Here is a 22,648-nt window from a genome sequence, read left to right as displayed (position 1 = left end):
CGGCCGGCATGGGCTAGTCTTTGGGTCAGGGGAGATCCAAATGGACGTCCACACCGCGCCCGCTGAGGGCAGCCCGCTCAAAGCGGAAGACCCATCGCACCTGCTGCGGCTGGGCACGGACATGCTTGCGCTGGGCACATGGACGCTTGACCTGCGCGACTTGCGCCTCACGCTGTCGGATCAGGCGGCCTCCGCGTTCGGCCAGCAGGTCGGCGGCGTGATCAGCTGGGAAGCCGCGTTGAGCAGCGCCGAGCCCGGTGACCAGCAAAGCCTGCGCCAGGCGCTGGCGGCCTGTCTGTCATCGCGCGGGCCCGTCGATCGCAACTTCCGGATGAAGCGGCCAGACGGCACGCCGCGGTGGCTGCGCATTCGCGCCGAGGCGGTGCGCGATGCCAAGGGCGAGGCGGTAAGGGTCAACGGTGTGTGCCACGACGTCACCGCGTCCAAACGCGCAGAGCAGGCCGTGGCCGAGACAGAGACCCGTTTCCAGGCCCTGGTCGAGGGCTTGCAGCAAGTCTCCGTACAGGGTTATGACAGCCAGCGCCGCGTCATCTTCTGGAATGGCGCCAGCGAGCGGCTTTACGGATACAGCCGCGAAGAGGCGCTCGGCCGGCAACTGGAGGACCTCATCATCCCGCCGCAGATGCGGGAGCTGGTCATCGAGGGCACCAAGCAGTGGCTGGCCTCCGGCGTGGTGTCGGTGCCGGCGGAGGAACTGGTACTGCGGCACAAAGACGGCTCACCGGTCCCGGTTTTCTCCAGCCACACCATGCAGCGCAGCCTGTCGGGCGAGGCGCTGCTGTACTGCGTCGACGTGGACCTCAGTGATCGCGTGGCGGCCGAGGCCCAGCGCCAGGAACTGGAAGCGCGGCTGCGCGAGGCGCAGAAGATGGAAGCGCTGGGCACCATGGCCGGCGGCATAGCCCACGACTTCAACCATGTGCTCGGCGCCGTGCTGGCCAACGTCAACCTGGCGCGCGAGATGCTGCCGCCGGCCCACCCCGCACTGGTCCAGCTGGAGCTGATCGCCCGCTGCGGGCGGCGGGCGCGCGGCATGGTGCAGCAGATCCTGTCGTTCAGCCGCCAGCAGGTGCTGGAGCTGCAGGCGGTCGACCTGGTGGCCGAGGCACGGCACGCGCTGGACCTGCTGCAGGCAAACCGCCAGCCCGGTGTCCAGCAACTGCTCAGCCACCGCGAACCGGCGCTGTGGGTCAAGGCCGATGCCGCGCAGATGCAGCAACTGCTGATGAACCTTTGTACCAATGCGTTGCAGGCACTGCCACCCGCTGGCGGCCGTGTGGAGGTGGAACTGCAGCGCCTGCACCTGATCGCGCCCGGGCAAGGCCTGCCGGACGGCGACTACGCGCGACTGACCGTGCGCGACAACGGCAGCGGCATGGACGCCGCGACGCGTGCGCGCGTCTTCGAGCCCTTCTTCACAACCAAGGCGCCCGGCCAGGGCAGCGGCCTCGGGCTGTCGGTGGTGCATGGCATCGTGCTCGCCCACCGCGGCGCCATCCATGTGGACAGCCAGCCGGGGCGCGGTACCAGCTTCCGCATCGACCTGCCTTGCCTGGAAGCCGAGCCGCACGAGGCCGGGAGCTCCGATTGGGCCGGCCTGCCTGCCGACCTCTCAGCGCCGGAGCAGGCTCTGATCATCTATGTCGACGATGACGATGTGATGCGCCTGACCGTGCGGGCCTTGCTGGAACGCGCCGGCTACCGCGTCGGCCTGTGCGGCAGCGCGCAGGAAGCGCTGGCCCTGCTGGCGGAGGTGGCGGATGAGGCCGCGCTGTTGGTGACCGACTTCAACATGCCCGATGGCGATGGCCTGGCCTTGACCCGCACGGTGCGCCGCCGCCATCCGGCGCTGCCGGTGCTGATCAGCTCAGGCTATGTCAGCGAAACGTTGGCGCGGCAGGCTGCGGCACACGGCGCGCGCGCCGTGCTGCACAAGGAGAGGATGCTGGAAGACCTTGTCGCCCGGGTGCGCGAGACCTTGCAGCCGAGCTGAAAGGGCGCCGCGATAATTCGGCATGCGAGTTTTCAGAGGCTTCCAACACCGCGGCATCGCGCCGGCCTGCGCGCTGACCATCGGCAATTTCGACGGCGTGCACCGTGGTCACCAGGCCATGCTGGCCCTGCTGCAGTCCGAGGCCCGCCACCGCGGCCTGCCGACCTGTGTGATGACCTTCGAGCCTCATCCGCGCGACTTCTTCGCCGCCAAGGCCGGTAAGCCGGAACTCGCCCCGGCTCGCATCGCCAACCTGCGCGACAAGCTCGTCGAGCTGGAGCGCTGTGGCGTCGACCAGGTCGTCATCCAGCGCTTCGACGAGGCCCTGGCCTCCCTGCCGGCGCAGGACTTCATCCGTCAGGTGCTGGTGGAAGGCCTGGGCGCTCGGTATGTGCTGGTCGGCGACGACTTCCGCTTTGGTGCCAAGCGCCAGGGCGACTACGCGACGCTGGACGCCGCCGGCCAGACGCGTGGCTTCGACGTCGCCCGCATGATGAGTTACGAGGTGCATGGCCTGCGCGTCAGCAGCTCGGCCGTGCGAGAGGCGCTGGCAGCCGGCGACATGGCCGCCGCGGCGGCGCTGCTCGGCCGGCCCTACGCCGTTTCGGGTCATGTCACGCACGGCCGCAAGCTCGGCCGACAGCTGGGCGAAAGCTCGCCCGGCGCGGCCGACGGCTTCCGGACATTGAACCTGCGCTTCGACCACGAAAAGCCGGCCGCCAGGGGCATCTTCGCGGTGCTGGTGCACGGCCTCACGCCCGCACCACTGCCGGGCGTCGCCAGCCTCGGCCGGCGCCCCACCGTCGAAGACGCGGGACGCGTGCTGCTCGAGGTCCACTGCCTCGAATGGCCCCTGGCCCCGGAGGGGGGCTACGGTAAACTCGCCCGCGTGGAACTGCTGCACAAACTTCGCGACGAAGCCAAGTACGACGGGCTGGAAGCGCTCACGGCTGCCATCGCGGCCGACACCGCAGCGGCGCGCGCCTTGCTGGCCAGCCACGCCGCTTCGCACGCCCAGGTCAGCCGCCAGACCACGCGCGACCGAATTTGAAGCGGCTCCCCGCCGCTCCCGTCCGCCCTCTTCCGCTTTTCGACCGCCAGGCTCGCTGCCTGGCCGCATGCCATGACCACCCCGGACTACCGCTCCACGCTCAACCTGCCCGACACGCCCTTCCCGATGCGCGGCGACCTGCCCAAGCGCGAGCCGGGCTGGGTCAAGGTCTGGCAGGAGGAGGGTTTGTACAAGCGCCTGCGCGACGCACGCTGCGGCAAGCCGAAGTTCGTGCTGCACGACGGCCCGCCCTATGCCAACGGCCAGATCCACATCGGCCACGCGGCCAACAAGATCCTCAAGGACATGATCGTCAAGGCGCGCCAGCTGGCGGGCTTCGACGCGGCCTACATCCCCGGCTGGGACTGCCACGGCCTGCCCATCGAGAACCAGATCGAGAAGACCTTCGGTCGCGGCCTGCCGCGCGACGAGGTGCAGGCCAAAAGCCGCGCCTACGCCACCGAGCAGATCGACGGCCAGCGCCAGGACTTCAAGCGCCTGGGCGTGCTGGGCGAATGGGACCGCCCTTACAAGACGATGGACTTTGCCAACGAAGCCGGCGAGATCCGCGTGCTCAAGCGGATGTTCGAGCGCGGCTTCGTCTACCGCGGCCTCAAGCCCGTCTATTGGTGCTTCGACTGCGGCTCGTCGCTGGCCGAGTTCGAGATCGAATATGCAGACAAGCAGAGCCCGGCCGTCGACGTCGCCTTCCTGAGTGCCGAGCCGGACAAGCTCGCCGCAGCATTCGGCGTTGCGCCTTTGACCAAAGAGGCTTTCACCGTCATCTGGACGACGACGCCCTGGACCATCCCCGCCAACCAGGCGCTGAACCTCAACCCGGAGCTGCCCTACGCGCTGGTCGACACGCCCAAGGGCTATTTCGTCGTCGCCGAGGCGCTGGTCGAGAAGTGCCTGGCGCGCTGGCAGCTCGAAGGCAGCGCCGTCGCGACCGTACCGGGCCGTGCGCTGGAGCTGCTGAAGTTCAAGCACCCGCTGGCCCATGTCGACCCCGGTTATGACCGCGAAAGCCCGGTCTACCTGGCCGACTACGCCACCGCCGAGGACGGCACCGGCGTCGTCCACTCCGCGCCCGCCTATGGCCTGGACGATTTCCAGAGCTGCGTCGCCCACGGCCTGGCCTTCGACGACATCCTCAACCCGGTGCAGGGCAACGGCGCCTACGCGGCCGACCTGCCGCGGTTCGGCGGCCAGCACATCTGGAAAGCCAACTCCGTCATCGCCCAGGCGCTGCAGGACGCCGGCCGCCTGATGGCGCAAAGCAAGTTGACCCACAGCTACCCGCACTGCTGGCGCCACAAGTCGCCGGTCATCTACCGTGCGGCGGCGCAGTGGTTCGTGCGCATGGACGAAGGCGACGGCCTGTTCACGACCGAGAAAGCGCCCGACAGCCTGCGCAAGACCGCGCTGGCGGCCATTGAGGCGACCAGCTTCTACCCCGAGAACGGCCGCGCTCGCCTGCACGACATGATCGCCGGCCGACCCGACTGGTGCATCTCGCGCCAGCGCAGCTGGGGCGTGCCGCTGCCCATCTTCCTGCACAAGGACACTGGCGAGGCGCATCCCAACACGCTGGACTTCATCGAGCGCGCCGCGCAACTGGTGGAGGCCAGCGGCGTCGAAGCCTGGTCAAAGCTCGACGCCGCCGAGTGGCTGGGTGACGAGGCCGCCCAATACACCAAGGGCAACGACATCCTCGATGTCTGGTTCGACTCTGGCTCCACCTTCGAGCATGTCCTCAAGGGCAGCCACCAAGGTGCCGGCCACGACAGCGGCCCCGAGGCCGATCTCTACCTCGAAGGCCACGACCAGCACCGCGGCTGGTTCCACTCCTCGCTGCTGATCGCCTGCGCTCTTTATGGCCGCGCGCCGTACAGGGGCCTGCTGACCCACGGATTCGTCGTCGACGGTCAGGGTCGCAAGATGAGCAAGTCGGTGGGCAACGTCGTGGCACCGCAGGCGGTGTCGGACAAGTACGGCGCCGAGATCCTGCGCCTGTGGACGGCCGCGACGGACTATTCCGGTGACCTCGGCCTGGACGACAAGATCCTGGCCCGCGTCGTCGACAGCTACCGCCGCGTGCGCAACACGCTGCGCTTCCTGCTCGCCAATGTCAGCGACTTCGATCCGGCGACCGACGCCGTGCCGACCGAGCAACTGCTGGAAATCGACCGCTACGCGCTCGCCCGCGCGGCCGAGCTGCAGGCCGACATCCTGGCCCACTTCGAGCGCTACGAGTTCCACCCGGTGGTCGCCAAGCTGCAGGTCTACTGCTCCGAAGACCTGGGCGCCTTCTACCTTGACGTGCTCAAGGACCGCCTCTACACCACGGCACCCAAGTCCCTGGCGCGCCGCTCGGCACAGACGGCGCTATGGCAGATCACGCATGCCATGCTGCGCTGGATGGCGCCCTTCCTCAGCTTCACGGCCGAGGAGGCTTGGGCTCTGTTCGGCAAGGGCGAGAGCATCTTTACCGAGACCTATTGGGAGTTCGGCAAGACAGAGGCCTCGCTGCTCGCCAAGTGGAACCGTGTCCACGAGATCCGCGACGAGGTCAACAAGGCCGTCGAGGCGGTACGCACAACGGGCGCTGTCGGTGCCTCGCTGCAGGCCGAGCTGGTGCTGAAAGTGAACGAGCAGGACCAGATGCTGCTGGCCAGCCTTGGCGACGACCTGCGCTTCGTCTTCATTACGTCGGCGGTGCGCCTGGCGTCGGCGGGCGAGTTGGGCGTGGTCGTCACGCCCAGCACGCATGCCAAGTGCGAGCGCTGCTGGCACTACCGCGCCGACGTCGGCAGCATTGCCGACCACCCGACGCTGTGCGGGCGCTGCGACAGCAACCTGCACGGCGCGGGCGAGACGCGCACCGTCGCCTGACTCTTACGGGAAGGCCGGCACGTTCGGCTCCACCCCCTCGAAGTGCGCTTCGGGGTGGGTGCGGGCCAGCAACTGCTCGATCTCGTTGACCCGCGTGCGCGGCACGTCGACGATGAGCAGGTACTGGCCGTCGGCCACCGCCTGCTCGAAGCGCCTCAGGCGCCGACTGGGTGTCGAGCTGCCAATCATGCTGGACGACCACGTCCCCAGCACGGCGCCGGCCGCCGCCAGACCGATGACCACGGCGGCCGGCGACGCCGCGCTGATGGCCAACGCCGCCGCCACGCCGCCTGCCGCGCCAAGCCCCGAGCCGATCAGCGCGCCCGATTGCGCCGCCTCGACGAGGTCCGAGGTCTGCACCACATTGGCCGCATGCAGGCCCTCCATGGACGCGCCCTCGGTCGCGACGAAGTGGATGTGGTGCTCGGTGATGCGGGCGAGCAGCAGCTCGTCCATCGTGCGCCGGGCGCTGCCCAGGTTGGGCAGCAGCCAATAGATGCGTTTGCGCATGTCTGTCCTCCAGCGATGACGGGAGAATTTCGCTTCTACGCCGCTTTGCCGGCCACCACAAGCCCGCGCAGCCTGCTGGCCAGTCGCAGCGGGCGCCGGGTTACATTGGCGCCCCTCGCATTCGACTGCTGTCCATGGCTTCCCGCTCCACCGCCGCTACCGGCCTGACCCAATGGCTGCTGATCGCCGCCCTCATCATCCTGGCCGATCAGTTCACCAAGATCCTGGTCATCGGTGCCTTCCAGCTCGGCGACACACGCCCGGTCACCGGCTTCTTCAACCTCGTGCGGGCGCACAACTACGGCGCGGCCTTCAGCTTCCTGCACGGCGCATCCGGCTGGCAACGCTGGTTCTTCCTGGTGCTGGGCATCGTCGCGGCCGGCTTCATCATCTGGATGCTGCGCCGCCACGGCCAGCAGAAGCTCTTCGCCTGGGCGCTGACGCTCATCCTCGGCGGCGCCCTCGGCAACGTCATTGACCGCGCGGTGCATGGCTATGTCGTCGACTTCATCCAGGTCCATGCCGGCGGCTGGTACTTCCCGGCCTTCAACATTGCCGACGCCGCCATCAGCGTGGGCGCCGCGCTGCTGATCGTCGACGAACTGCGCCGCGTGCGGCGCAGTTGACGGACAGGGAAGACGCCAGCGTGCGCTGGACGCCGACCGGGCGCTCTCAGTCGCCGGTATCGGTCTTTTCGCACTGCCGCGGCGGCGCGGCCACCGAGGCGCTCGCAGACAATGCGGCGCTCTTTCAGCCGCCGCCGATGCTCCTCGATTTCGCCAGCCTGAGCCACTACGACTGGCTCGATGTGCCCTTGTGGGTCTTCGACCCCGAACACCAGCGCAACCTCTGGGCCAATGCCGCGGCCCTGCGCTTTTGGCATGCCGACAGCGCCGAGGAGTTCCTGTCGCGCGACTTTTCCGAGCATGGCAACGCGGTGCGCGAACGCCTGGCCGTCACGGCGGCCGACCACGCCCAGGGCAAGATCGTCCGCGAGCAGTGGACGCTCTATCCCAAGGGCGAGCCGACGACCGTGATGCTGGTCTCGCGCGGCATGCGCACGCCGGACCGCCGCCAGGTCATGCTGTTCGCGGCCGACTCGCTGGGCGGCGGCGCCGATCTGTCGATGCTGCGTGGCGTCGAGGCCCTGCAGCACACCTCGGCGCGCATCGCCGTGTTCGGCTTGATGGGCCCGAGCCGTGGCGAGCTGCTGATGCGCAACCCCGCCGCAGCGCTGACCTTCGGCGACACGCCGCCACCGCGGGACCAGACCGAGTTCACCCGCCTTTTCGCCCATGCGGCAGATGCCGATGGCATCCTAGGCCGCGTGCTGCGTGGCGAGACCTGCCGCCAGGACGTCGAGCTGCAGACCCTGGCCGGCCGCTGCTGGCACGCGCTCGACGCGCGGCCGATGCGCGACCCCGTCACCGGCGACACCGTCATGCTCTTCAACGCGCGCGACATCGCCGAGCTGAAGGCCGGCCAAGCCGCGCTGGTCGCCGCGCGCGAGGCCGCCGAGACGGCCAGCCAGGCCAAAAGCTCATTCTTGGCCAACATGAGCCATGAGATCCGCACGCCCATGAACGGCGTGCTGGGGCTGACCGAACTGGTGCTGCAGACCGAGCTCAACGACCGCCAGCGCCGATTCATCAGCATGGCCCACCAGTCGGCCAAGGGGCTGATGACCATCATCAACGACCTGCTGGACGTGGCCAAGATCGAGGCCGGCCGCATCGTCATCGAGGAAACGCCCTTCAGCCTGCACGATTGCCTTGGCGAGTCACTTCAACCGCTGCTGCTGCAGGCCCACGACAAGGGCATCGAGCTGCACGCGCGCGTACAGCCGGGCGTGCCGTCCTGGCTGATCGGCGACGCCCTGCGGCTGCGCCAGGTGCTGATCAACCTGATCGGCAACGCGCTCAAGTTCACTGAGCATGGCGAGGTGCGCATCGAGATTGCGCTGGCTGACGTGCTCGAAGGCGATCCGCCCGAGCGCCTGCGCCTGCGTGTGGCGGTGACCGACACCGGCATCGGCATGACACGCGACCAGATCGGCCAGATCTTCGACCCCTTCATCCAGGCCGACGGCAGCATCACGCGGCGCTACGGTGGCACCGGCCTGGGCCTGACCATCGTGCAGCGCCTGGTCACGCTGATGGGCGGCACCATCGGCGTGGAAAGCGCACCGGGGCTGGGTTCCTGCTTCAGTTTCGAGATTGCCGTTCGGCGAGTCATCTGAGCCGAATCAGGGCAGCAGCACGGCGCTGCCGGTCAGGCGGCGCGCTTCGAGTTCGCGATGGGCCTCGGCCACATCAGCCAACGCGTAGCGCTTGTCGATGCGGATCTTGACCCGGCCGCTGGCCACCATGTCGAAAAGGTCGTCGCCCATCGCCTGCGTAGCCTCGCGGCTGGCAATGTGGGTGAAGAGCGTCGGCCGCGTCACATAGACCGAGCCCTTGGCCGCCAGGCTGCCGATATTGACCGGCGGCACCGGCCCCGAGGCCGCACCAAAGCTGGCGAGCAGGCCGAAAGGCGCCAGGCTGTTCAGCGAGCCCTCCCAGGTGTCGGCACCCACCGAGTCGTAGACCACCTTGACGCCGCGGCCACCCGTGATGTCGCGCACCCGGGCGGCGAAGTCCTCGCTGCGGTAATTGATCGCATGCGCCGCGCCGTTCTCCAGCGCCAGCTGGCACTTCTCGTCGCTACCCGCCGTGCCGATCAGCTGCAGGCCCAAGGCCCGCGCCCACTGGCAGGCGATCAGGCCCACGCCACCTGCCGCCGCATGGAAGAGCACGAAGTCCCCCGCCTGAAGCCCGCCCTGGGGCAGCGTCTTGCGCAGCAGGTACTGGACCGTCAGGCCTTTGAGCATCATGGCCGCCCCCGTCTCGAAGTCGATGGCTTCGGGAAGCTTCAGCACGCACTTGGCCGGCATGACGCGCGCTGTCGCGTAGGCGCCGGGCGGCTGGCTGGCATAGGCGGCGCGGTCGCCCGCCTCCAGGTGGGTAACGCCCTCGCCCACCGCTTCGACCACGCCAGCCCCCTCCATGCCCAGGCGCGCGGGCAGCGGCAGGGCATAGCTGCCGTTGCGGTGATAGACGTCGATGTAGTTGAGGCCGCAGGCGTGGTGACGAATGCGGATCTCGCCGGGGCCTGGCGCACCGACCTCCACGTCCACCAGCTCGAGCCGTTCTGGCTCACCCGGGGCTTCGATCACGACGGCCTTTTCATTCATGCGGGGTCTCCTGTTCCGAGGTCGGCTATCGTGCCAGCCCTTTGCCCACCTCGTCGCCGGCGATGAAGCTGACCCCACGACTTGCCCTGCTGCTGACCCTGCCGCCTCTGCTCTGGGCCGGCAATGCCGTCGTCGGCCGTCTGGTGCGGGACGACATTCCGCCCATGATGCTCAACGCGCTGCGCTGGCTGCTCGCCTTCGTGCTGCTGGCGCCCTGGGCCACTCGCCTGCTGGCCAACCCGCGTGAGGCCCTGGTGCGCTGGCGCGGCCTGGCTTGGCTGGGTTTCCTGGGCATGGGTTGCTATAACGCGCTGCAATACCTGGCCCTGCACACCTCGTCGCCGCTGAACGTGACCCTCATCACCGCCAGCATGCCGGTGTGGATGCTGGGCGTCGGCGCCCTCTTCTACGGCGTCAAGCCAGCGCGCCGCCAGCTCGTCGGCGCGGGGCTGTCGCTGCTGGGCGTGGCCGTCGTCATCGCCCGCGGCGAGCCGGCGGCGCTACTGGCGGTGCGCTTCGTGCCCGGCGACCTGCTGATGCTGCTGGCGATCTTCACCTGGGCGGTCTACTCATGGATGCTCGCCCGGCCTGCCAAAGGCCTGCGGCCCGGCGAGAGGCCCGATTGGAACTGGGCCGAGGCGCTGATGGCCCAGCTGATGTTCGGCGTCGTCTTCTCGGGCGTTGCCGCGGGGGCCGAGCAGGTCATCGCACCCGCCGACATCCGCTGGAGCCCGATCCTGGTCGCGGCCCTGGTTTATGTCGCCATCGGCCCCTCATTGATCGCCTACCGCTGCTGGGGCATGGGCGTGGCGCAAGCCGGCCCGGCGCTGGCGGGGTTCTTCGTCAACCTGACACCCGTGTTCGCCGCCATCATCTCGGCCGCCTTGCTGGGCATTGCGCCGGCCTGGTACCACGGCCTGGCCTTCGCGCTGATCGTCGCGGGCATCGTCGTGTCGTCGCGCTGATGCGGATATTGCATGCCGACGACCGCCTGGTCGTCATCGACAAGCCGGCCGGCCTCCTCAGCGTGCCGGGCCGCAGTGAACCCGATTGCGCCAGCGCGCGCGTGCAGGCCGTCCACCCGGACGCGCTCGTCGTGCATCGCCTCGACCAAGCCACCTCCGGCCTGCTGCTGTTCGCCCGCGGCGCGCAGGCCCAGCGCGTGTTCAGCGCCGAGTTCGCGGAGCGCCGGGTCGGCAAGCTCTATGTAGCCGTCGTCGCCGGCCGACTTGGAGGCGAAGGCCTCATCGACATGCCGCTGGGGGCGGACTGGCCGAACCGCCCGCGCCAGCAGGTCGACCATGAACACGGCAAAGCCTCGCAGACGCGCTGGCGTGTGCTGGCCCGTGAAGGCGCTCACACGCGCGTCGCGCTGGAGCCGCTTTCGGGCCGCACCCACCAGCTGCGCGTCCACCTCGCCCATCTCGGCCATGCCATCCTGGGCGACACGCTATACGCTGGCGCCGACATCGCTGCGGCCAGCCCACGCCTGCTATTGCACGCCAGCGAGCTGCACATCGGCGACATGCACTTCCTCTGCCCACCGGAGTTCTAGCTAGACCATGCACCTCTATATCGTGACCGGCAGCTCCCGCGGCCTCGGCGCTGCCCTTGTCGAACAGCTGATCCAGCCCGAACACACGGTCATCGGGATCGCGCGCCGCAGCAACCCGGCGTTGAAAGCCGAGCAATGGGCGCTGGATCTTGCCGAGCCTCTGCGCGCCGCCGAGCGCCTGCAGGCCTGGCTGCGCGCCAACAACGGCTGGGCGAGCGCCACGCTGATCAATAACGCCGCGCTGCTGAGCGCGCCGGGCCCGCTGGCGGCCACCGACCTGGCAGACCTGTCTGCGGCGCTGCGGGTCGGGCTGGAGGCGCCCACGCTGCTGAGCCGCGTGTTCCTGGCTGAAACGACCTCGGTGCCGCAGCGCCGCATCCTCAACATCTCCTCCGGACTGGGCCGGCGTGCGATGGCTGGCAGCGCCGCCTATTGCGCCGTCAAGGCCGGGCTGGACCACTTGAGCCGCGCCTTGGCGCTGGAGGAGCCGGCTGTCGGCGTGGTGTCGCTGGCGCCCGGCGTCATCGACACCGACATGCAAACCCGGCTGCGCAGCGCCGACCCGGCCCGCTTCCCCGAGCAGGCGCGCTTCCAGGGCCTCAAGCAGGGCGGCCAGTTGCAGACCGCCGAAGCCACCGCAGCGGCCGTGCTGCGTTACCTGGTAAAACCCGATTTCGGCCAAAACATCGTCGCGGACATCCGCGAGGCTTGAAAATACGCCCCACGAGCCCAAGCTCTGACCTGTTTCACCCTTTCTGGAGACGCCCCGTGACCCGCATCCTCGCTGTGACCCTGGCCGCCCTGCTGGCCTTCGCACTGCCTGCCCACGACGCCGAGGCCAAGCGCCTGGGCGGCGGCGGCATGAAACGCAGCGTGCCTACCCAGACGACGCCGCAGACGCCACCTGCGCAGTCGCCGCAACAGGCCGCTCCCGCCAAGCAGGCTGCGGCCACCCCGGCCGCCGCTGCCGCGGCGCCCAAGCGCTCCTGGATGGGACCCATCGCCGGCCTGGCCGCGGGTCTGGGCCTGGCGGCGCTGGCCAGCCACCTCGGCTTCGGCGCCGAACTGGCCAACATCATGACCATGGTGCTGTTCGGTCTTGTGGCGGTTTTCGCGATCCGTTTCCTGATGCGCCGCTTTGCCGGGTCCAAGCCGCAACTGGCAGGTGCAGGTGCAGGTGCAGGTGCGAACGGCGCCAACTTCCAGGCCGCCCAGCCGGCGTGGAATCCACAGCCCGTGCCCGCCGCCGGTGGTGCAACCGCCGCAGCAGCCGCGAGCCCGATGGCTGCAGCTGTGCCGGCCGACTTCGACGCCGCAGGCTTCGAGAAGATCGCCAAGCAGGTCTTCATCCGCCTGCAGGCCGCCAACGACGCTGGCGACCAGGCCGATCTGCGCCGTTTCACGACGCCGCAGATGTACGCCAGCATCCAGAGCGACCTGCTGGAGCGCGGCAGTCAGACCCAGCGCACCGAGGTGCTGCAACTCGACGCCAGCGTGGTGGACGTCGCCACCGAGAACGGCCAGCAAGTGGTCTCGGTGCGCTTCTGGGGCCTGGTGCGCGAAGCCAGCGACCAGGCTGCCAATGACTTCGACGAAGTCTGGCACCTGGTGCAGGCCGACCAGGGCTGGCTGATCGCCGGCATCCAGCAGACGGCATGACCAATGGCATAGCGGGTTAGACCCGAGCCGAACCAGCATGAGAATGGGCGCTTCAAGCGCCCATTTTTCTTTGAGGCTCCCCATGATTCGTTTGCGTCTTTCCCTCTGCGCCATAGGCATCGCCTTGCTGGCTGCCTGCGCTTCTCCCACCGCGCCGCCGGCTCCGACGGCCGTTGTCGTACCCAATGCCAATCTTGTGGTCCAGGGCATCCCGCCCGTGCCGCAGAGCCTGGCGGATGCCATCGGCCGCTACAACGACTTCCGCGGCCACGCTTTCTCCGACTGGCATCCAACCCAGCGCGAAATGCTGGTCAGCCACCGCAAGGCCGGCGCCAATACGGCCCAGATCTTCCGCGTCACGACGCCGCTGACCGAGGGCGAGCAGCTGACCGATGGCACCGATCCCGTGGCCCGCGCGACCTATGAACCGCGCACCGGCCAGTACATCGTCTTCGAGCGCGCCGCCGGTGGCAACGAGGTGGCGCAGATCTATCGCCTGCCACTCGGGCAAGCCGGCGCCCGGCCCGTGCTGCTGACCAGCCCCGACGAGCGCCACTCCATCAACACCTGGCTGCGCAAGAGCGGGCAGCTGATCTACTCGTCCGTGCCCATCGACCGCACGGCGCAGGGCGGCACGCGCGCCAAGATCACGACGACGCTCTGGCTGATGGATCCGGCCAAGCCGGAAGGCCGCCGCAAGCTGGCCGAGCTGGACGGTGGCGGCTGGGCCGCGAGCCGGCCCTCGCCCGACGAGCGAGTGGTGTCGCTGACCCGCTATCTGTCGGCCAACGAGTCGCAGATCTGGATGCTGGACCTGGACAGCGGCGTGGCCAAACAGGTCGCGCCTGCCCTCGGCAGCCAGGAGGCCAAGGCCACCTACTCACCCGCAGGATGGACACCAGACGGACGCACGCTGTGGATCGCCAGCGACCGCGCCGGCGAGTTCCGCGAGCTGATGAAGCTGGACCTGGCCAGCGGCCGCATCGACCGCGTCAGCAGCCACATCCCCTGGGATGTCAGCGGCGTCACCCTGACCGAGGACGGCAGCAAGCTGGCGGCCCAGTTCAACGTCGATGGCCGCGACGAGCTGCGCTTTTTCGACGCCGCTACCGCCAAGGAAGTGCGCGCTCCCGCCGCCTTGCCGAATGGCAACGTCGGCGCGGCTTCCTTCCATCGGGCGCGCAACGAACTGGCGTTCTCGATCAGCAATGCCCAGGGCCCCGGCCAGATCTACTCGCTGGGCACCGACGGCAAGGTCCAGCAATGGACGCGCGCGGCGGCCGCGCCCGGCATGGACACCTCGGGCTTCAGCGAGCAGAAGATCGTGCGCTGGAAGAGCTTCGACGGCACGACGATCTCGGGCCTGCTGACGGCGCCACCGAAGAAGTTCACCGGCAAGCGCCCGGTGCTGATCTCCATCCACGGTGGCCCCGAGTCGCAGGCCGGTTTCGGTTTCCTGGGCCGCAGCGCCTACTTCGTGCAGGAACTGGGCATGGCGCTGATTCAGCCCAATGTGCGGGGCTCCAGCGGCTACGGCAAGAGCTTCCTGGCCATGGACAACGGCTTCAAGCGCGAGGACTCGGTCAAGGACATCGGCGCCCTGCTCGACTGGATTGCGACCCAGCCCGACCTCGATGCTGCGCGCGTGCTCGTCACCGGCGGCAGCTATGGCGGCTATATGACGCTGGCCGTGTCGACCAACTATGCCGACCGCATCGCCGGCGCCATCGACGTCGTCGGCATTTCGCACTTCGTGACCTTCCTGAACAACACGGAGAGCTACCGCCGCGACCTGCGCCGCGTCGAGTACGGCGACGAGCGCGACCCGGCGATGAAGGCCCACCTCGACAAGATCTCGCCGCTCACCAATGCGGCCAAGATCAAGAAGCCGCTCTTCGTCATCCAGGGCAAGAACGACCCGCGCGTGCCCTACACCGAGGCCGAGCAGATCGTCGAGACGGTGCGCAAGGGCGGTACGCCCGTCTGGTATCTGCGCGCCGACAACGAAGGACATGGTTTCCAGAAGAAGGACAACCAGGACTTCCAGTTCTACGCGACCGTGCTGTTCATGCAGCAGACGGTATTGAAGTAGATCGGCCATAGGCGAGCGGCAGCGGCCAGCTCGCCGGCGTCGGGACAACGCCGGCGGGCCAGCGGCGCGCCGTGATCCAGCCGCCGTGGCCAACTGCCAGCGCGCAGGTCGGCCGCCATTTCGCTGCACGGTCTAGCAGTGCCTCCAGCGACTCGCCGCCTTCGAAGTCGAAGCGGACAAAATCGGCCATCCAGCAGTCGAACCCGGCGGCCGGGATGGCCGACCACGGCCTGCCGTCCCAGCCGCCGAAGTCCATCTCGGCAAGTGCCGGATCGACGCGCCAGCGAAAGCCCCAACGTCTTAGGCAGCGGCCCACGTCGGCCGCGCGGGCCAGCGGCGAGGTGACCACCTCGCGCGCCAGGCCGTGCCGACGGGCATGGGCGCGAATGCGGTGCGCCAGCCGCTTGGCCTTGCGTGGGTCGACGGGCAGATCGGTGCCGCCGCCGATGCATCGCCCCTCGGCCCCGCAAGGCTTGGGGTGGCGCCAGATCGTCAGGGCAGGCATCAAAGCGCAGCCGTGAAGGCCAGCAGCACAGCGATCTCGGCAAGCTGCTCGGTCGCGCCGAGTCCGTCGCCGGTGTAGCCGCCAAGGCGGCGCTTCAGCCATAGCCGCATCAGCCCCGCCGTGGCCACCGCGGCGGCCAACGCGGCGCCCAGGCGCGACCAAGAAGCGATGCCGCAAGCCGCAAGCGCTACGGTGAGCAGCCCGCACCAGAGCATGGCGATGGCGAAGTTGCGCGGTGCGACGGCAAGCGCCAATGGCTTGGCCTTGGCATGCTCGACATCCCCGCCATAGGGCAGGCTGACCATGACGCCCACCGCTGCCGCGCGGGCCAACGCATGGCCGGCCAGCAGGGCCGCGACCGCCCCCAAGAGGGGCCGGGTCGCCAGCACCGCCAGCAGCGCCGCGCGCAGCAGCAATGACAGGCCGAGCGCCAGCGCGCCATAGCTGCCGATGCGCGAGTCCTTCATGATGGCCAGCGCCCTGTCACGCGGCACGACGCCGCCGAGCGCGTCGAAGGTGTCGGCCAGGCCGTCTTCGTGAAAGCCGCCGGTCAGCGCGACCGTGGCGGTCAGCGCCAGCAGCGCGGCAATCCAGGCGGGCCAGAACTGCACGGCGCCGACGAGCACCGCCGCACCCACCGCACCAACCAGCATGCCGACGAGCGGGAAATGCCGCACGCAGTCGTTCAGCCACGCCGGCTCGAAGCGGCTCAGCCGCACCGGCAGCCGGGTCAGGAACTGCAGCGCGACAAGGAACAGCCGCATGGCTCAGTCCCGGTTGCTGACGCCGGCGCTTTCGAAGCTGGCCATGTCGGCCAGCAGCGCGCAGGCCGCCGTCAGCAGTGGCCAGGCCAGGGCAGCGCCACTGCCTTCGCCCAGCCGCAGGTCCAGGTCCAGCAGCGGACGCACGCCGAGCCCCTGCAGCCACAGCGCATGCGGGCCCTCGGCCGAGCGATGGGCGAACACGCAGGCGGTGAGCACCCCGGGGCACAGCGCCTGCGCCAGCGCAGCAGCGGCCGTCGTGATGAAGCCGTCGACAACGATGACGCGGCGCTGTGCGGCCGCAGTGATGACGCTGCCCGCCATCGTGAGGATCTCGAAGCCGCCGAGCGACGCAGCCAGCTCCAACGGGGCTTGCGCGGCGACGTTCGCGGCCAGCGCCTGCTCGAGCACGGCGAGCTTGCGCGCCAGGCCGGCATCGTCCAGCCCGGTGCCGCGGCCAACGCAATCGACCAGGGACAGGCCGGTCAGGCGTTGCATCAGCAGGCTGGCCGCTGAGGTGTTGCCGATGCCCATCTCGCCGAGCAGCAGCGCATTGCCGGGCAGCCGCTCGACCAGGGCCATGCCATTGCGCAGGGCGCGCCCGGCCTGCTCCAGCGACATCGCCGGGCCGGCGCTCGCGTCGGCGGTGCCGGGTGCGATGCGCAGGTCGATCGCGCCCTCGGCCAGCGGCGCGTCGACACCGCAGTCGGCGATGCTCAGCGCCAATCCCTGCTGGCGCGCCAGCACCGAGACGGCTGCACCGCCGGCCAGCATGTTGGCGACCATCTGCGGCGTGACTTCGCGCGGAAAGGCCGACACGCCGCGGCGCGACAGGCCGTGGTCGGCCGCGTAGACGACCAGCTGAGGCGCACGCAGCGCCGGCCGCTCGACGCCCTGGATCAGCGCAATCTGCAGGGCCAGCGCCTCGATGCGGCCGAGGGCGCCCAGGGGTTTGGTCTTGTGGTCGAGCGCATGCCGCACGCGCGCGCTGAGGCTGGGCTCGGCCAGCGCCGGCAGGTCAGGGAAGTTCATAGGGGCGGTCCGGCCGTTCAGCCGACGAGGTTGGCCAGCGTCAACAGCGCCAACAGCAGCATCCACAAGACGACGGAGCGCCACACCAGGCCGACGACGCTCTGCAGATGACCAAGCTGCGGTGGCGCCCCGGCGGTCGAGCCGGCAGCGCCGGTCGCATCGGGTTCGGCGCCTGCATCGAAGGTCTTGCTGCGGTCCGGCGTGATGCCGGGGGGCGCGGCACCGCCTAGCTGCAGTCCGACCGCCCCCGCCGCGGACGCCAGGATGATGCCTTCGTTGGAATGCAGCCAGAGGTTGGCGTCGCGACGCCAGCCGTTCACGGCCTCTTCGAAGTTGCCGACGATGGCAAAGCCCGTCGCAGTCAGCCGCGCGGGCAGATGGTCGATGACCGTGAAGGCCTGGCGCGACAGTGCGAGCAGGCGCGGATTGGTCGGCGCGTCGAGCGTGCGGCTCTTGAAGGCCCAGTAGCGGCCGGCGAACTCGGCCATGCGGTAGACGACCGCGCCGGCGGGCCCTAAGCCGAAGGTCGAGCAGACGATGAACCAAAAGAACACGCCGAAGACGTGGCGGTGAGCCGCCAGCAGCGAGTGCTCGATGACATGGCGGATCAGCTCCGTGCGCGGCAGCTCGCTGGCGTCGAGATGGCGCCATTCGGCCAGCAGCTGACGCGCTGTCGCGTCGTCGCCGCGCTCCAGGGCGTCGCGGATGTCGGTGAAGTAATGGCTGAACTGACGGAAGCCCAGCGTCAGGTAGAGGATGAGCACATCCAGCGCCAGCGCCAGCAGCAGGCTGAAATGGCGCAGCGTCAGATAGACCGCCGTGATGGCCAGCCCCGGGACGAGCACGGTGATGGCCCAGACGACCACGGCATGGCGTTCATGCCCTGCATCGAAGTTGCGGCCGGTCCAGCGCACCCAGCCGATGACGGACTCGTGCACGCGGTTGCCGTGCCTCAAGGGCTTGAGTTGTTCACACAACAGGGCCAGCAGCACCGCGAAGAAATTCATGGGCCGGGATGATAGTGGCGCCGCGCAGCTCAGCCGGTGATGAGCAGGCGATAGAGGTTGCGCAGCATCGCCGCCGTTGCACCCCAGATGAAATATTCGCGATCGTCACCCTGCCAGCGCATGGACAGGAAGCGGCGCTCGGCCCCGGCGAACTCGAAGGTGTGGTGGCAGTGATGCGCCGGGTTCATCAGGAAGACGAGCGGCACTTCGAAAGCCTCGGCCACTTCGAAGGCGTCGAGTTGGAGCGTGAAGCCGGGTTCGATCAACGCCACCACCGGCGTCACCTGGAAGGCCGTCACCGTCGAATAGACGGGCAGCTGGCCGATGACCTCGATGTAGCCGCGGGACAAACCGATCTCTTCCTCGGTCTCCCGCAGCGCCGTTGCGACCGGGCTGTCGTCCTCGGGTTCGACGCGACCGCCCGGGAAGCTGATCTGGCCAGCGTGGTCGCGCAGATGGTCGGTGCGCCGCGTCAGCAACAGGTTCAAGCCCGCAGCGCGCTGCACCAGCGGCACCAGGACGGCCGCACCGGCCGGCTCGCGGCCGGCGAAGGGGCTGCCGTCACCGGCGAACTCGGGTGTCCAGACGGTCAGCGGGGCGAGCCTGGCGCGGATGGACTGCGGCGTCAGCGCGTCTGCCGGAACGGCCGGCAGATGCGCGTCGATGCTCGTGACGGGCACGAGCTGGGGCTGGGTGATGGCAGGTCGGTTCATGCGAAAAAACAAAAAGCCGCCGAGAGCGTAGCTCCGGGCGGCTTCAGTGAAGCGCGACGGCTGATTAAGCCAGCTTCTCTTTGATTCGAGCCGACTTGCCCGAACGCTGGCGCAGGTAGTACAGCTTGGCGCGACGGACATCGCCGCGGCGCTTGACTTCGATGGTTGCGATCAGCGGGCTGTAGAGCTGGAAGGTGCGCTCGACACCTTCGCCGCTGGAGATCTTGCGGACGATGAAGCTGCTGTTCAGGCCGCGGTTGCGCTTGGCGATGACGACGCCTTCATAGGCCTGGACGCGCTTGCGGCTGCCTTCAACGACGTTGACGCTGACAATCACCGTGTCGCCGGGGGCGAAGGCCGGAATGGTCTTGTTCAGGCGAGCAATTTCTTCTTGCTCGAGGGTTTGGATCAGGTTCATCTGTGCTCCTGGGGATCTTGGCGGGGCGCTATTTATCGGGATGTTTGCAGCCAGAACGTCTTGAACGTTCCAGCCACTCGACCCGCCAGAGGATCGGACAGCCCGCGAGTATAGCGGCGGCTTACGGGTTTTGCCTAGCGCTTGGCCAGGAAGGCCTCATCCGCCTTGCTCAGCCGTCCGGCCGCCCGTGCCGCCTGGATGAGATCGGGCCGACGCGCAGCCGTCAGCGCCAGCGACTGCTCACGGCGCCAGCGCCGGATGTCGGCATGGTGGCCGGACAGCAGCACCGGCGGCACGCTGCGGCCATCCGACAGCACCTCGGGTCGGCTGTAGTGCGGGCAATCCAGCAGGCCGTCCGAAAAACTGTCCTGCTCGTGCGATTGCACGTCGCCGAGCACGCCATCCTGCAGTCGCGCCACGGCGTCCAGCAATGCCAGCGCCGCAAGCTCTCCGCCCGACAGCACGAAATCGCCGAGGCTTAGCTCCAGCGTCACGTGGCTGTCCAGCACGCGCTGATCTATGCCCTCATAGCGACCGCATAGAAGGATGGCGCCGGGGCCAGCGGCGAGAGCCTGTACCCAGGCTTGGTCGATGCGGTCACCGGTTGGCGTGAAGTGGATGACTGCCGGCGCCGCTTCGCAGCGTTCAGCCGTGACGGCGGCGAGCGCCTTCTCAAGCGGCTCAGCCAACATGACCATACCGGGGCCACCGCCGAAGGTGCGGTCGTCGACGCGACGGTAGTTGCCGTCGGCAAAATCGCGCAGCGGCCAAAGGCGCACGTCGACCTGCCGGCTCTCGAAGGCGCGCCGCGTGACGCCATGGGTCAGATGCGGGCCGAACAGCTCCGGAAAGATCGTCAGGACGTCGAAGCGCATGCCTCGGCCTTCAGAAATCGAGGCCCCAGTCGACGCGGATCTGCCTTGTCTCCAGGCTGACATCGTCGATGAAAGCGCCCACGAAGGGAATCAACCTTTCCTGGTCTGGTTTGGCCGGCTCGTCGATGCCCGCCGGCAGGATGCGCAGCACCGCATGCGGGCCGGTGTCAATGAGGCCAATGACGCGACCCAGGGGCTGCGCTTCGCGGTTGACGACCTCCAGGCCGATCAGGTCGACCCAGTAGTACTCGCCGTCGGGCGTACGGGGGAATTCGCTGCGCGGGACGTAGATCTCATGGCCACGCAGCGCCTCGGCGGCATTGCGGTCATCCACGCCTTCGGCCGTTGCGACGATGCCCTCACCCTGCTCACGAACGGCCCGCAAGGCCAGCACCAGCTGGGCCGGCTTGGGGCCGGTGGATTTCAGATACCAGCGCTTGGCGCTGAACAGCGCGTCCGCGTCAACGGAATAGGCCTGAACCTTAAGGCCCCCCTTGATGCCCCAGGCGTCGAGGATGCGGCCCACTGGCTGCAAGTCTTCGGGCCAGGAAGCAAAAGACGGCGCCGAAGCGCCGTCTTGCCGAGGCTTGTTGCCTGCCACTTGTTTTAGGCGGCCGGGGTGGCCTTCTTGGCGTCGCCGACCAGGCGCTCGACCGTGGGCGACAGCTGGGCGCCGACGCCGATCCAGTAGCTCACGCGGTCCTGCTCGACGCGCAGCTTTTCTGCTGCACCAGAAGCGACGGGGTTGTAGAAGCCGACGCGCTCGATGAAGCGGCCATCACGGCGCTGGCGGCTATTGGCGACGACGATGTTGTAGAACGGGCGCTTCTTGGAACCGCCGCGGGCAAGACGAATGACAACCATGATGTTTCCTAAACTGATGACGTGATGATGGATTTGGCGATCACCGCACCAGGAGACACTCAGGGCGAGCAGATCGTTCGCGGCGAGTTCCCGCCGGTGTTGCCACCGTCTCTGGCGCCGTAGATACGCTGCAGCTCCCCGCGGCCGGCACCAGAACTCAGCATTATAAACTCGATCAGCATCAACTCAAGAGAAGATATGTCTCTCCCCTCCTCGGCCCACATGCCCGCCTTGCGCATCCGACCCAGTACGGACACCGACTTGCCCGCCATCCAGGCCATTTATGCCGTGGCGGTGCTGAACGGCACAGGCACTTTCGAGACCGAGGTGCCCGACATTGGCGAAATGGCCCGGCGGCGCCAGGAGGTGTTGGGACGCAGCCTGCCCTGGCTGGTCGCAGAACGAGACGGTGTCGTGCTTGGCTATGCCTATGCCAACTATTTCCGTCCCCGCTTGGCCTATCGCTTCTGCGTCGAGGACTCGATCTATCTGTCACCCGCCGCCCAGGGCCAGGGTGTCGGCAGGCTGTTGCTGGCCGAGCTGATCGCGCGCTGCGAGGCAGCGGGCGCCCGCCAGATGTTGGCGGTCATTGGCGACGCGGCCAACAGGGGTTCGGTGGGTGTCCATGCTGCGCTGGGCTTCGAGCACACCGGCGTGCTCAAAAGCGCAGGCTGGAAATTCGGTCGCTGGCTCGACGTCGTGCTTATGCAGCGCACGCTCGGCCTCGGCGACAGCGCAGCGGCCCCTGAATGAATGGCACCAGGCACAAGGCGGCGGCGACTTGGCTGGCCTTGCTCGGCGGCACCCTGGGCCTGCACCGCTTCTACCTGCACGGCCTGAAGGATCGCTGGGGCTGGGTTTTTCCGGTGCCGACGCTGCTCGGGCTGGCCGGCATGCTGCGCATGGAAGAACTCGGCCAGGATGATCGCCTGGCCTGGGTGCTGATTCCCTGGCTAGGCGTCAGCCTCGTTGCGGCGCTGCTGGGCGGAATCGTCTATGGCCTGATGCCGGATGAGCGCTGGAACGCGCGCTTCAACGCCGGCCGGCCGGCCGCGTCGGGCGGCTGGGCCGCCGTGATCGGCGTCGTGCTCTGCCTGCTGTTCGGCGGCACGGCGCTGATGGCGACCATCGCCTTCAGCGCCCAACGCTATTTCGAATCCCAGGCCGGTCAGTAAAGGATGAAGCTCGCCCAGTAGCAGACGGCGGCCATCGCTGCAGCCGCCGGGATCGTGAAGATCCACGCCCAGACGATATTGCCCGCCACGCCCCAACGCACGGCCGAGGCACGCTGCACCGAGCCCACGCCGACGATGGCGCCCGTGATGGTGTGCGTCGTCGAGACCGGGATGCCCATGGCCGTGGCCAGGAAGAGTGTGATCGCTCCGCCGGTCTCGGCACAGAAGCCGCCGACCGGCTTGAGCTTGGTGATGCGCTGACCCATGGTCTGCACGATGCGCCAGCCGCC

The 22,648-nt window shown here is 68.5% G+C and carries 24 protein-coding genes; 12 read left to right on the top strand and 12 right to left on the bottom strand.

Going from position 1 to position 22,648, the window contains the following annotated elements; genetic code table 11:
* Window positions 1-40: 40 nt before the first annotated feature.
* From ACT6S0_RS09315 to ileS, 3 genes are all read left to right on the top strand, one after another.
* A complete protein-coding gene (locus ACT6S0_RS09315) occupies window positions 41-2,014 on the top strand; it encodes a hybrid sensor histidine kinase/response regulator (protein ID WP_444763623.1) in 1,974 nt (657 codons plus the stop codon).
* A 22-nt stretch (window positions 2,015-2,036) separates the two neighbouring features.
* Complete coding sequence (locus tag ACT6S0_RS09310) at window positions 2,037-3,065, top strand: bifunctional riboflavin kinase/FAD synthetase (RefSeq protein WP_444763622.1); 1,029 nt, start codon at window positions 2,037-2,039, stop codon at window positions 3,063-3,065.
* A gap of 72 nt (window positions 3,066-3,137) precedes the next feature.
* Complete coding sequence (gene ileS, locus ACT6S0_RS09305) at window positions 3,138-5,960, top strand: isoleucine--tRNA ligase (RefSeq protein ID WP_444763621.1); 2,823 nt, start codon at window positions 3,138-3,140, stop codon at window positions 5,958-5,960.
* Window positions 5,961-5,963: 3 nt separating this feature from the next.
* On the opposite strand, the gene ACT6S0_RS09300 is transcribed toward ileS, so the two are convergent.
* On the bottom strand, window positions 5,964-6,470 hold the full coding sequence (locus tag ACT6S0_RS09300) for a DUF1269 domain-containing protein (RefSeq protein ID WP_444763620.1): 507 nt from the start codon (window positions 6,468-6,470) through the stop codon (window positions 5,964-5,966).
* Between the two features lie 134 nt (window positions 6,471-6,604).
* Between ACT6S0_RS09300 and lspA the strand changes: the two genes are divergently transcribed.
* Both lspA and ACT6S0_RS09290 read left to right on the top strand, forming a co-directional pair.
* A complete protein-coding gene (gene lspA / locus ACT6S0_RS09295; protein WP_444763619.1) occupies window positions 6,605-7,096 on the top strand; it encodes a signal peptidase II in 492 nt (163 codons plus the stop codon).
* 137 nt (window positions 7,097-7,233) lie between these two features.
* Complete coding sequence (locus ACT6S0_RS09290; protein WP_444763618.1) at window positions 7,234-8,709, top strand: ATP-binding protein; 1,476 nt, start codon at window positions 7,234-7,236, stop codon at window positions 8,707-8,709.
* Between the two features lie 6 nt (window positions 8,710-8,715).
* On the opposite strand, the gene ACT6S0_RS09285 is transcribed toward ACT6S0_RS09290, so the two are convergent.
* The gene (locus ACT6S0_RS09285; protein WP_444763617.1) at window positions 8,716-9,702 is read right to left on the bottom strand and encodes a quinone oxidoreductase family protein; all 987 of its coding nucleotides are present in this window, start codon (window positions 9,700-9,702) and stop codon (window positions 8,716-8,718) included.
* A 62-nt stretch (window positions 9,703-9,764) separates the two neighbouring features.
* Between ACT6S0_RS09285 and ACT6S0_RS09280 the strand changes: the two genes are divergently transcribed.
* The 5 genes from ACT6S0_RS09280 (at window position 9,765) to ACT6S0_RS09260 (ending at window position 15,008) form a co-directional block, all read left to right on the top strand.
* Window positions 9,765-10,667 (top strand): DMT family transporter, encoded by a 903-nt coding sequence (locus tag ACT6S0_RS09280; RefSeq protein ID WP_444763616.1) that lies wholly within the window; start codon window positions 9,765-9,767, stop codon window positions 10,665-10,667.
* On the top strand, window positions 10,667-11,257 hold the full coding sequence (locus tag ACT6S0_RS09275) for an RluA family pseudouridine synthase (RefSeq protein ID WP_444763615.1): 591 nt from the start codon (window positions 10,667-10,669) through the stop codon (window positions 11,255-11,257). Before ACT6S0_RS09280 ends, ACT6S0_RS09275 begins: the two co-directional genes overlap by 1 nt.
* A gap of 7 nt (window positions 11,258-11,264) precedes the next feature.
* On the top strand, window positions 11,265-11,969 hold the full coding sequence (locus ACT6S0_RS09270; RefSeq protein WP_444763614.1) for an SDR family NAD(P)-dependent oxidoreductase: 705 nt from the start codon (window positions 11,265-11,267) through the stop codon (window positions 11,967-11,969).
* 56 nt (window positions 11,970-12,025) lie between these two features.
* Window positions 12,026-12,916, top strand: a complete 891-nt coding sequence (locus tag ACT6S0_RS09265) for a Tim44 domain-containing protein (protein WP_444763613.1) — start codon at window positions 12,026-12,028, stop codon at window positions 12,914-12,916.
* An 82-nt stretch (window positions 12,917-12,998) separates the two neighbouring features.
* The gene (locus tag ACT6S0_RS09260) at window positions 12,999-15,008 is read left to right on the top strand and encodes a prolyl oligopeptidase family serine peptidase (RefSeq protein ID WP_444763612.1); all 2,010 of its coding nucleotides are present in this window, start codon (window positions 12,999-13,001) and stop codon (window positions 15,006-15,008) included.
* On the opposite strand, the gene ACT6S0_RS09255 is transcribed toward ACT6S0_RS09260, so the two are convergent.
* From ACT6S0_RS09255 to rpsP, 9 genes are all read right to left on the bottom strand, one after another.
* On the bottom strand, window positions 14,983-15,513 hold the full coding sequence (locus tag ACT6S0_RS09255) for a histidine phosphatase family protein (RefSeq protein WP_444763611.1): 531 nt from the start codon (window positions 15,511-15,513) through the stop codon (window positions 14,983-14,985). The two genes, ACT6S0_RS09260 and ACT6S0_RS09255, sit on opposite strands and share 26 nt — an antisense overlap.
* The gene (cobS, locus tag ACT6S0_RS09250) at window positions 15,513-16,277 is read right to left on the bottom strand and encodes an adenosylcobinamide-GDP ribazoletransferase (protein WP_444763610.1); all 765 of its coding nucleotides are present in this window, start codon (window positions 16,275-16,277) and stop codon (window positions 15,513-15,515) included. Before cobS ends, ACT6S0_RS09255 begins: the two co-directional genes overlap by 1 nt.
* A 3-nt stretch (window positions 16,278-16,280) precedes the next feature.
* Window positions 16,281-17,306, bottom strand: a complete 1,026-nt coding sequence (gene cobT, locus ACT6S0_RS09245; RefSeq protein ID WP_444763609.1) for a nicotinate-nucleotide--dimethylbenzimidazole phosphoribosyltransferase — start codon at window positions 17,304-17,306, stop codon at window positions 16,281-16,283.
* 17 nt (window positions 17,307-17,323) lie between these two features.
* Window positions 17,324-18,313 (bottom strand): CobD/CbiB family protein, encoded by a 990-nt coding sequence (locus ACT6S0_RS09240; RefSeq protein WP_444763608.1) that lies wholly within the window; start codon window positions 18,311-18,313, stop codon window positions 17,324-17,326.
* 29 nt (window positions 18,314-18,342) lie between these two features.
* A complete protein-coding gene (locus ACT6S0_RS09235) occupies window positions 18,343-19,026 on the bottom strand; it encodes a CoA pyrophosphatase (RefSeq protein ID WP_444763607.1) in 684 nt (227 codons plus the stop codon).
* Between the two features lie 64 nt (window positions 19,027-19,090).
* Window positions 19,091-19,444, bottom strand: a complete 354-nt coding sequence (rplS, locus tag ACT6S0_RS09230; RefSeq protein WP_056270764.1) for a 50S ribosomal protein L19 — start codon at window positions 19,442-19,444, stop codon at window positions 19,091-19,093.
* Between the two features lie 134 nt (window positions 19,445-19,578).
* Window positions 19,579-20,319 carry a tRNA (guanosine(37)-N1)-methyltransferase TrmD gene (trmD, locus tag ACT6S0_RS09225; protein ID WP_444763606.1) on the bottom strand — a complete coding sequence of 247 codons (741 nt, stop codon included), beginning with the start codon at window positions 20,317-20,319 and terminating at the stop codon, window positions 19,579-19,581.
* 10 nt (window positions 20,320-20,329) lie between these two features.
* Window positions 20,330-20,845 (bottom strand): ribosome maturation factor RimM, encoded by a 516-nt coding sequence (gene rimM, locus ACT6S0_RS09220; RefSeq protein ID WP_444763605.1) that lies wholly within the window; start codon window positions 20,843-20,845, stop codon window positions 20,330-20,332.
* 80 nt (window positions 20,846-20,925) lie between these two features.
* Window positions 20,926-21,183 carry a 30S ribosomal protein S16 gene (rpsP, locus tag ACT6S0_RS09215; RefSeq protein WP_056270756.1) on the bottom strand — a complete coding sequence of 86 codons (258 nt, stop codon included), beginning with the start codon at window positions 21,181-21,183 and terminating at the stop codon, window positions 20,926-20,928.
* A gap of 198 nt (window positions 21,184-21,381) precedes the next feature.
* On the opposite strand from rpsP, the gene ACT6S0_RS09210 reads away from it, so the two are divergent.
* Together ACT6S0_RS09210 and ACT6S0_RS09205 are read left to right on the top strand one after the other, a co-directional pair.
* Window positions 21,382-21,936 carry a GNAT family N-acetyltransferase gene (locus ACT6S0_RS09210; protein ID WP_444763604.1) on the top strand — a complete coding sequence of 185 codons (555 nt, stop codon included), beginning with the start codon at window positions 21,382-21,384 and terminating at the stop codon, window positions 21,934-21,936.
* Window positions 21,933-22,358 carry a hypothetical protein gene (locus ACT6S0_RS09205; RefSeq protein WP_444763603.1) on the top strand — a complete coding sequence of 142 codons (426 nt, stop codon included), beginning with the start codon at window positions 21,933-21,935 and terminating at the stop codon, window positions 22,356-22,358. Before ACT6S0_RS09210 ends, ACT6S0_RS09205 begins: the two co-directional genes overlap by 4 nt.
* Here the strand turns inward: ACT6S0_RS09205 and ACT6S0_RS09200 are convergent.
* A partial coding sequence (locus ACT6S0_RS09200; RefSeq protein ID WP_444763602.1) for an anion permease occupies window positions 22,352-22,648 on the bottom strand: 297 nt, incomplete at its 5' end. The genes ACT6S0_RS09205 and ACT6S0_RS09200 overlap by 7 nt on opposite strands.

Source organism: Roseateles sp. (assembly GCF_052436255.1).
In the GTDB taxonomy this organism is placed as follows: Bacteria; Pseudomonadota; Gammaproteobacteria; order Burkholderiales; family Burkholderiaceae_C; genus Pelomonas.
Note: the sequence above shows the minus strand (reverse complement) of the source record. Positions and strands in the feature narration are given on the sequence as shown.

Bases quoted from the DNA above. Each gene is read 5' to 3' on its own strand.
- ACT6S0_RS09315 (WP_444763623.1), top strand. From the start codon at position 41: ATGGACGTCCACACCGCGCCCGCTGAGGGCAGCCCGCTCAAAGCGGAA.
- ACT6S0_RS09310 (WP_444763622.1), top strand. From the start codon at position 2,037: ATGCGAGTTTTCAGAGGCTTCCAACACCGCGGCATCGCGCCGGCCTGC.
- ileS (WP_444763621.1), top strand. From the start codon at position 3,138: ATGACCACCCCGGACTACCGCTCCACGCTCAACCTGCCCGACACGCCC.
- ACT6S0_RS09300 (WP_444763620.1), bottom strand. From the start codon at position 6,470: ATGCGCAAACGCATCTATTGGCTGCTGCCCAACCTGGGCAGCGCCCGG.
- lspA (WP_444763619.1), top strand. From the start codon at position 6,605: ATGGCTTCCCGCTCCACCGCCGCTACCGGCCTGACCCAATGGCTGCTG.
- ACT6S0_RS09290 (WP_444763618.1), top strand. From the start codon at position 7,234: ATGCTCCTCGATTTCGCCAGCCTGAGCCACTACGACTGGCTCGATGTG.
- ACT6S0_RS09285 (WP_444763617.1), bottom strand. From the start codon at position 9,702: ATGAATGAAAAGGCCGTCGTGATCGAAGCCCCGGGTGAGCCAGAACGG.
- ACT6S0_RS09280 (WP_444763616.1), top strand. From the start codon at position 9,765: ATGAAGCTGACCCCACGACTTGCCCTGCTGCTGACCCTGCCGCCTCTG.
- ACT6S0_RS09275 (WP_444763615.1), top strand. From the start codon at position 10,667: ATGCGGATATTGCATGCCGACGACCGCCTGGTCGTCATCGACAAGCCG.
- ACT6S0_RS09270 (WP_444763614.1), top strand. From the start codon at position 11,265: ATGCACCTCTATATCGTGACCGGCAGCTCCCGCGGCCTCGGCGCTGCC.
- ACT6S0_RS09260 (WP_444763612.1), top strand. From the start codon at position 12,999: ATGATTCGTTTGCGTCTTTCCCTCTGCGCCATAGGCATCGCCTTGCTG.
- ACT6S0_RS09255 (WP_444763611.1), bottom strand. From the start codon at position 15,513: ATGCCTGCCCTGACGATCTGGCGCCACCCCAAGCCTTGCGGGGCCGAG.
- cobS (WP_444763610.1), bottom strand. From the start codon at position 16,277: ATGCGGCTGTTCCTTGTCGCGCTGCAGTTCCTGACCCGGCTGCCGGTG.
- cobT (WP_444763609.1), bottom strand. From the start codon at position 17,306: ATGAACTTCCCTGACCTGCCGGCGCTGGCCGAGCCCAGCCTCAGCGCG.
- ACT6S0_RS09240 (WP_444763608.1), bottom strand. From the start codon at position 18,313: ATGAATTTCTTCGCGGTGCTGCTGGCCCTGTTGTGTGAACAACTCAAG.
- ACT6S0_RS09235 (WP_444763607.1), bottom strand. From the start codon at position 19,026: ATGAACCGACCTGCCATCACCCAGCCCCAGCTCGTGCCCGTCACGAGC.
- rplS (WP_056270764.1), bottom strand. From the start codon at position 19,444: ATGAACCTGATCCAAACCCTCGAGCAAGAAGAAATTGCTCGCCTGAAC.
- trmD (WP_444763606.1), bottom strand. From the start codon at position 20,319: ATGCGCTTCGACGTCCTGACGATCTTTCCGGAGCTGTTCGGCCCGCAT.
- rpsP (WP_056270756.1), bottom strand. From the start codon at position 21,183: ATGGTTGTCATTCGTCTTGCCCGCGGCGGTTCCAAGAAGCGCCCGTTC.
- ACT6S0_RS09210 (WP_444763604.1), top strand. From the start codon at position 21,382: ATGTCTCTCCCCTCCTCGGCCCACATGCCCGCCTTGCGCATCCGACCC.
- ACT6S0_RS09205 (WP_444763603.1), top strand. From the start codon at position 21,933: ATGAATGGCACCAGGCACAAGGCGGCGGCGACTTGGCTGGCCTTGCTC.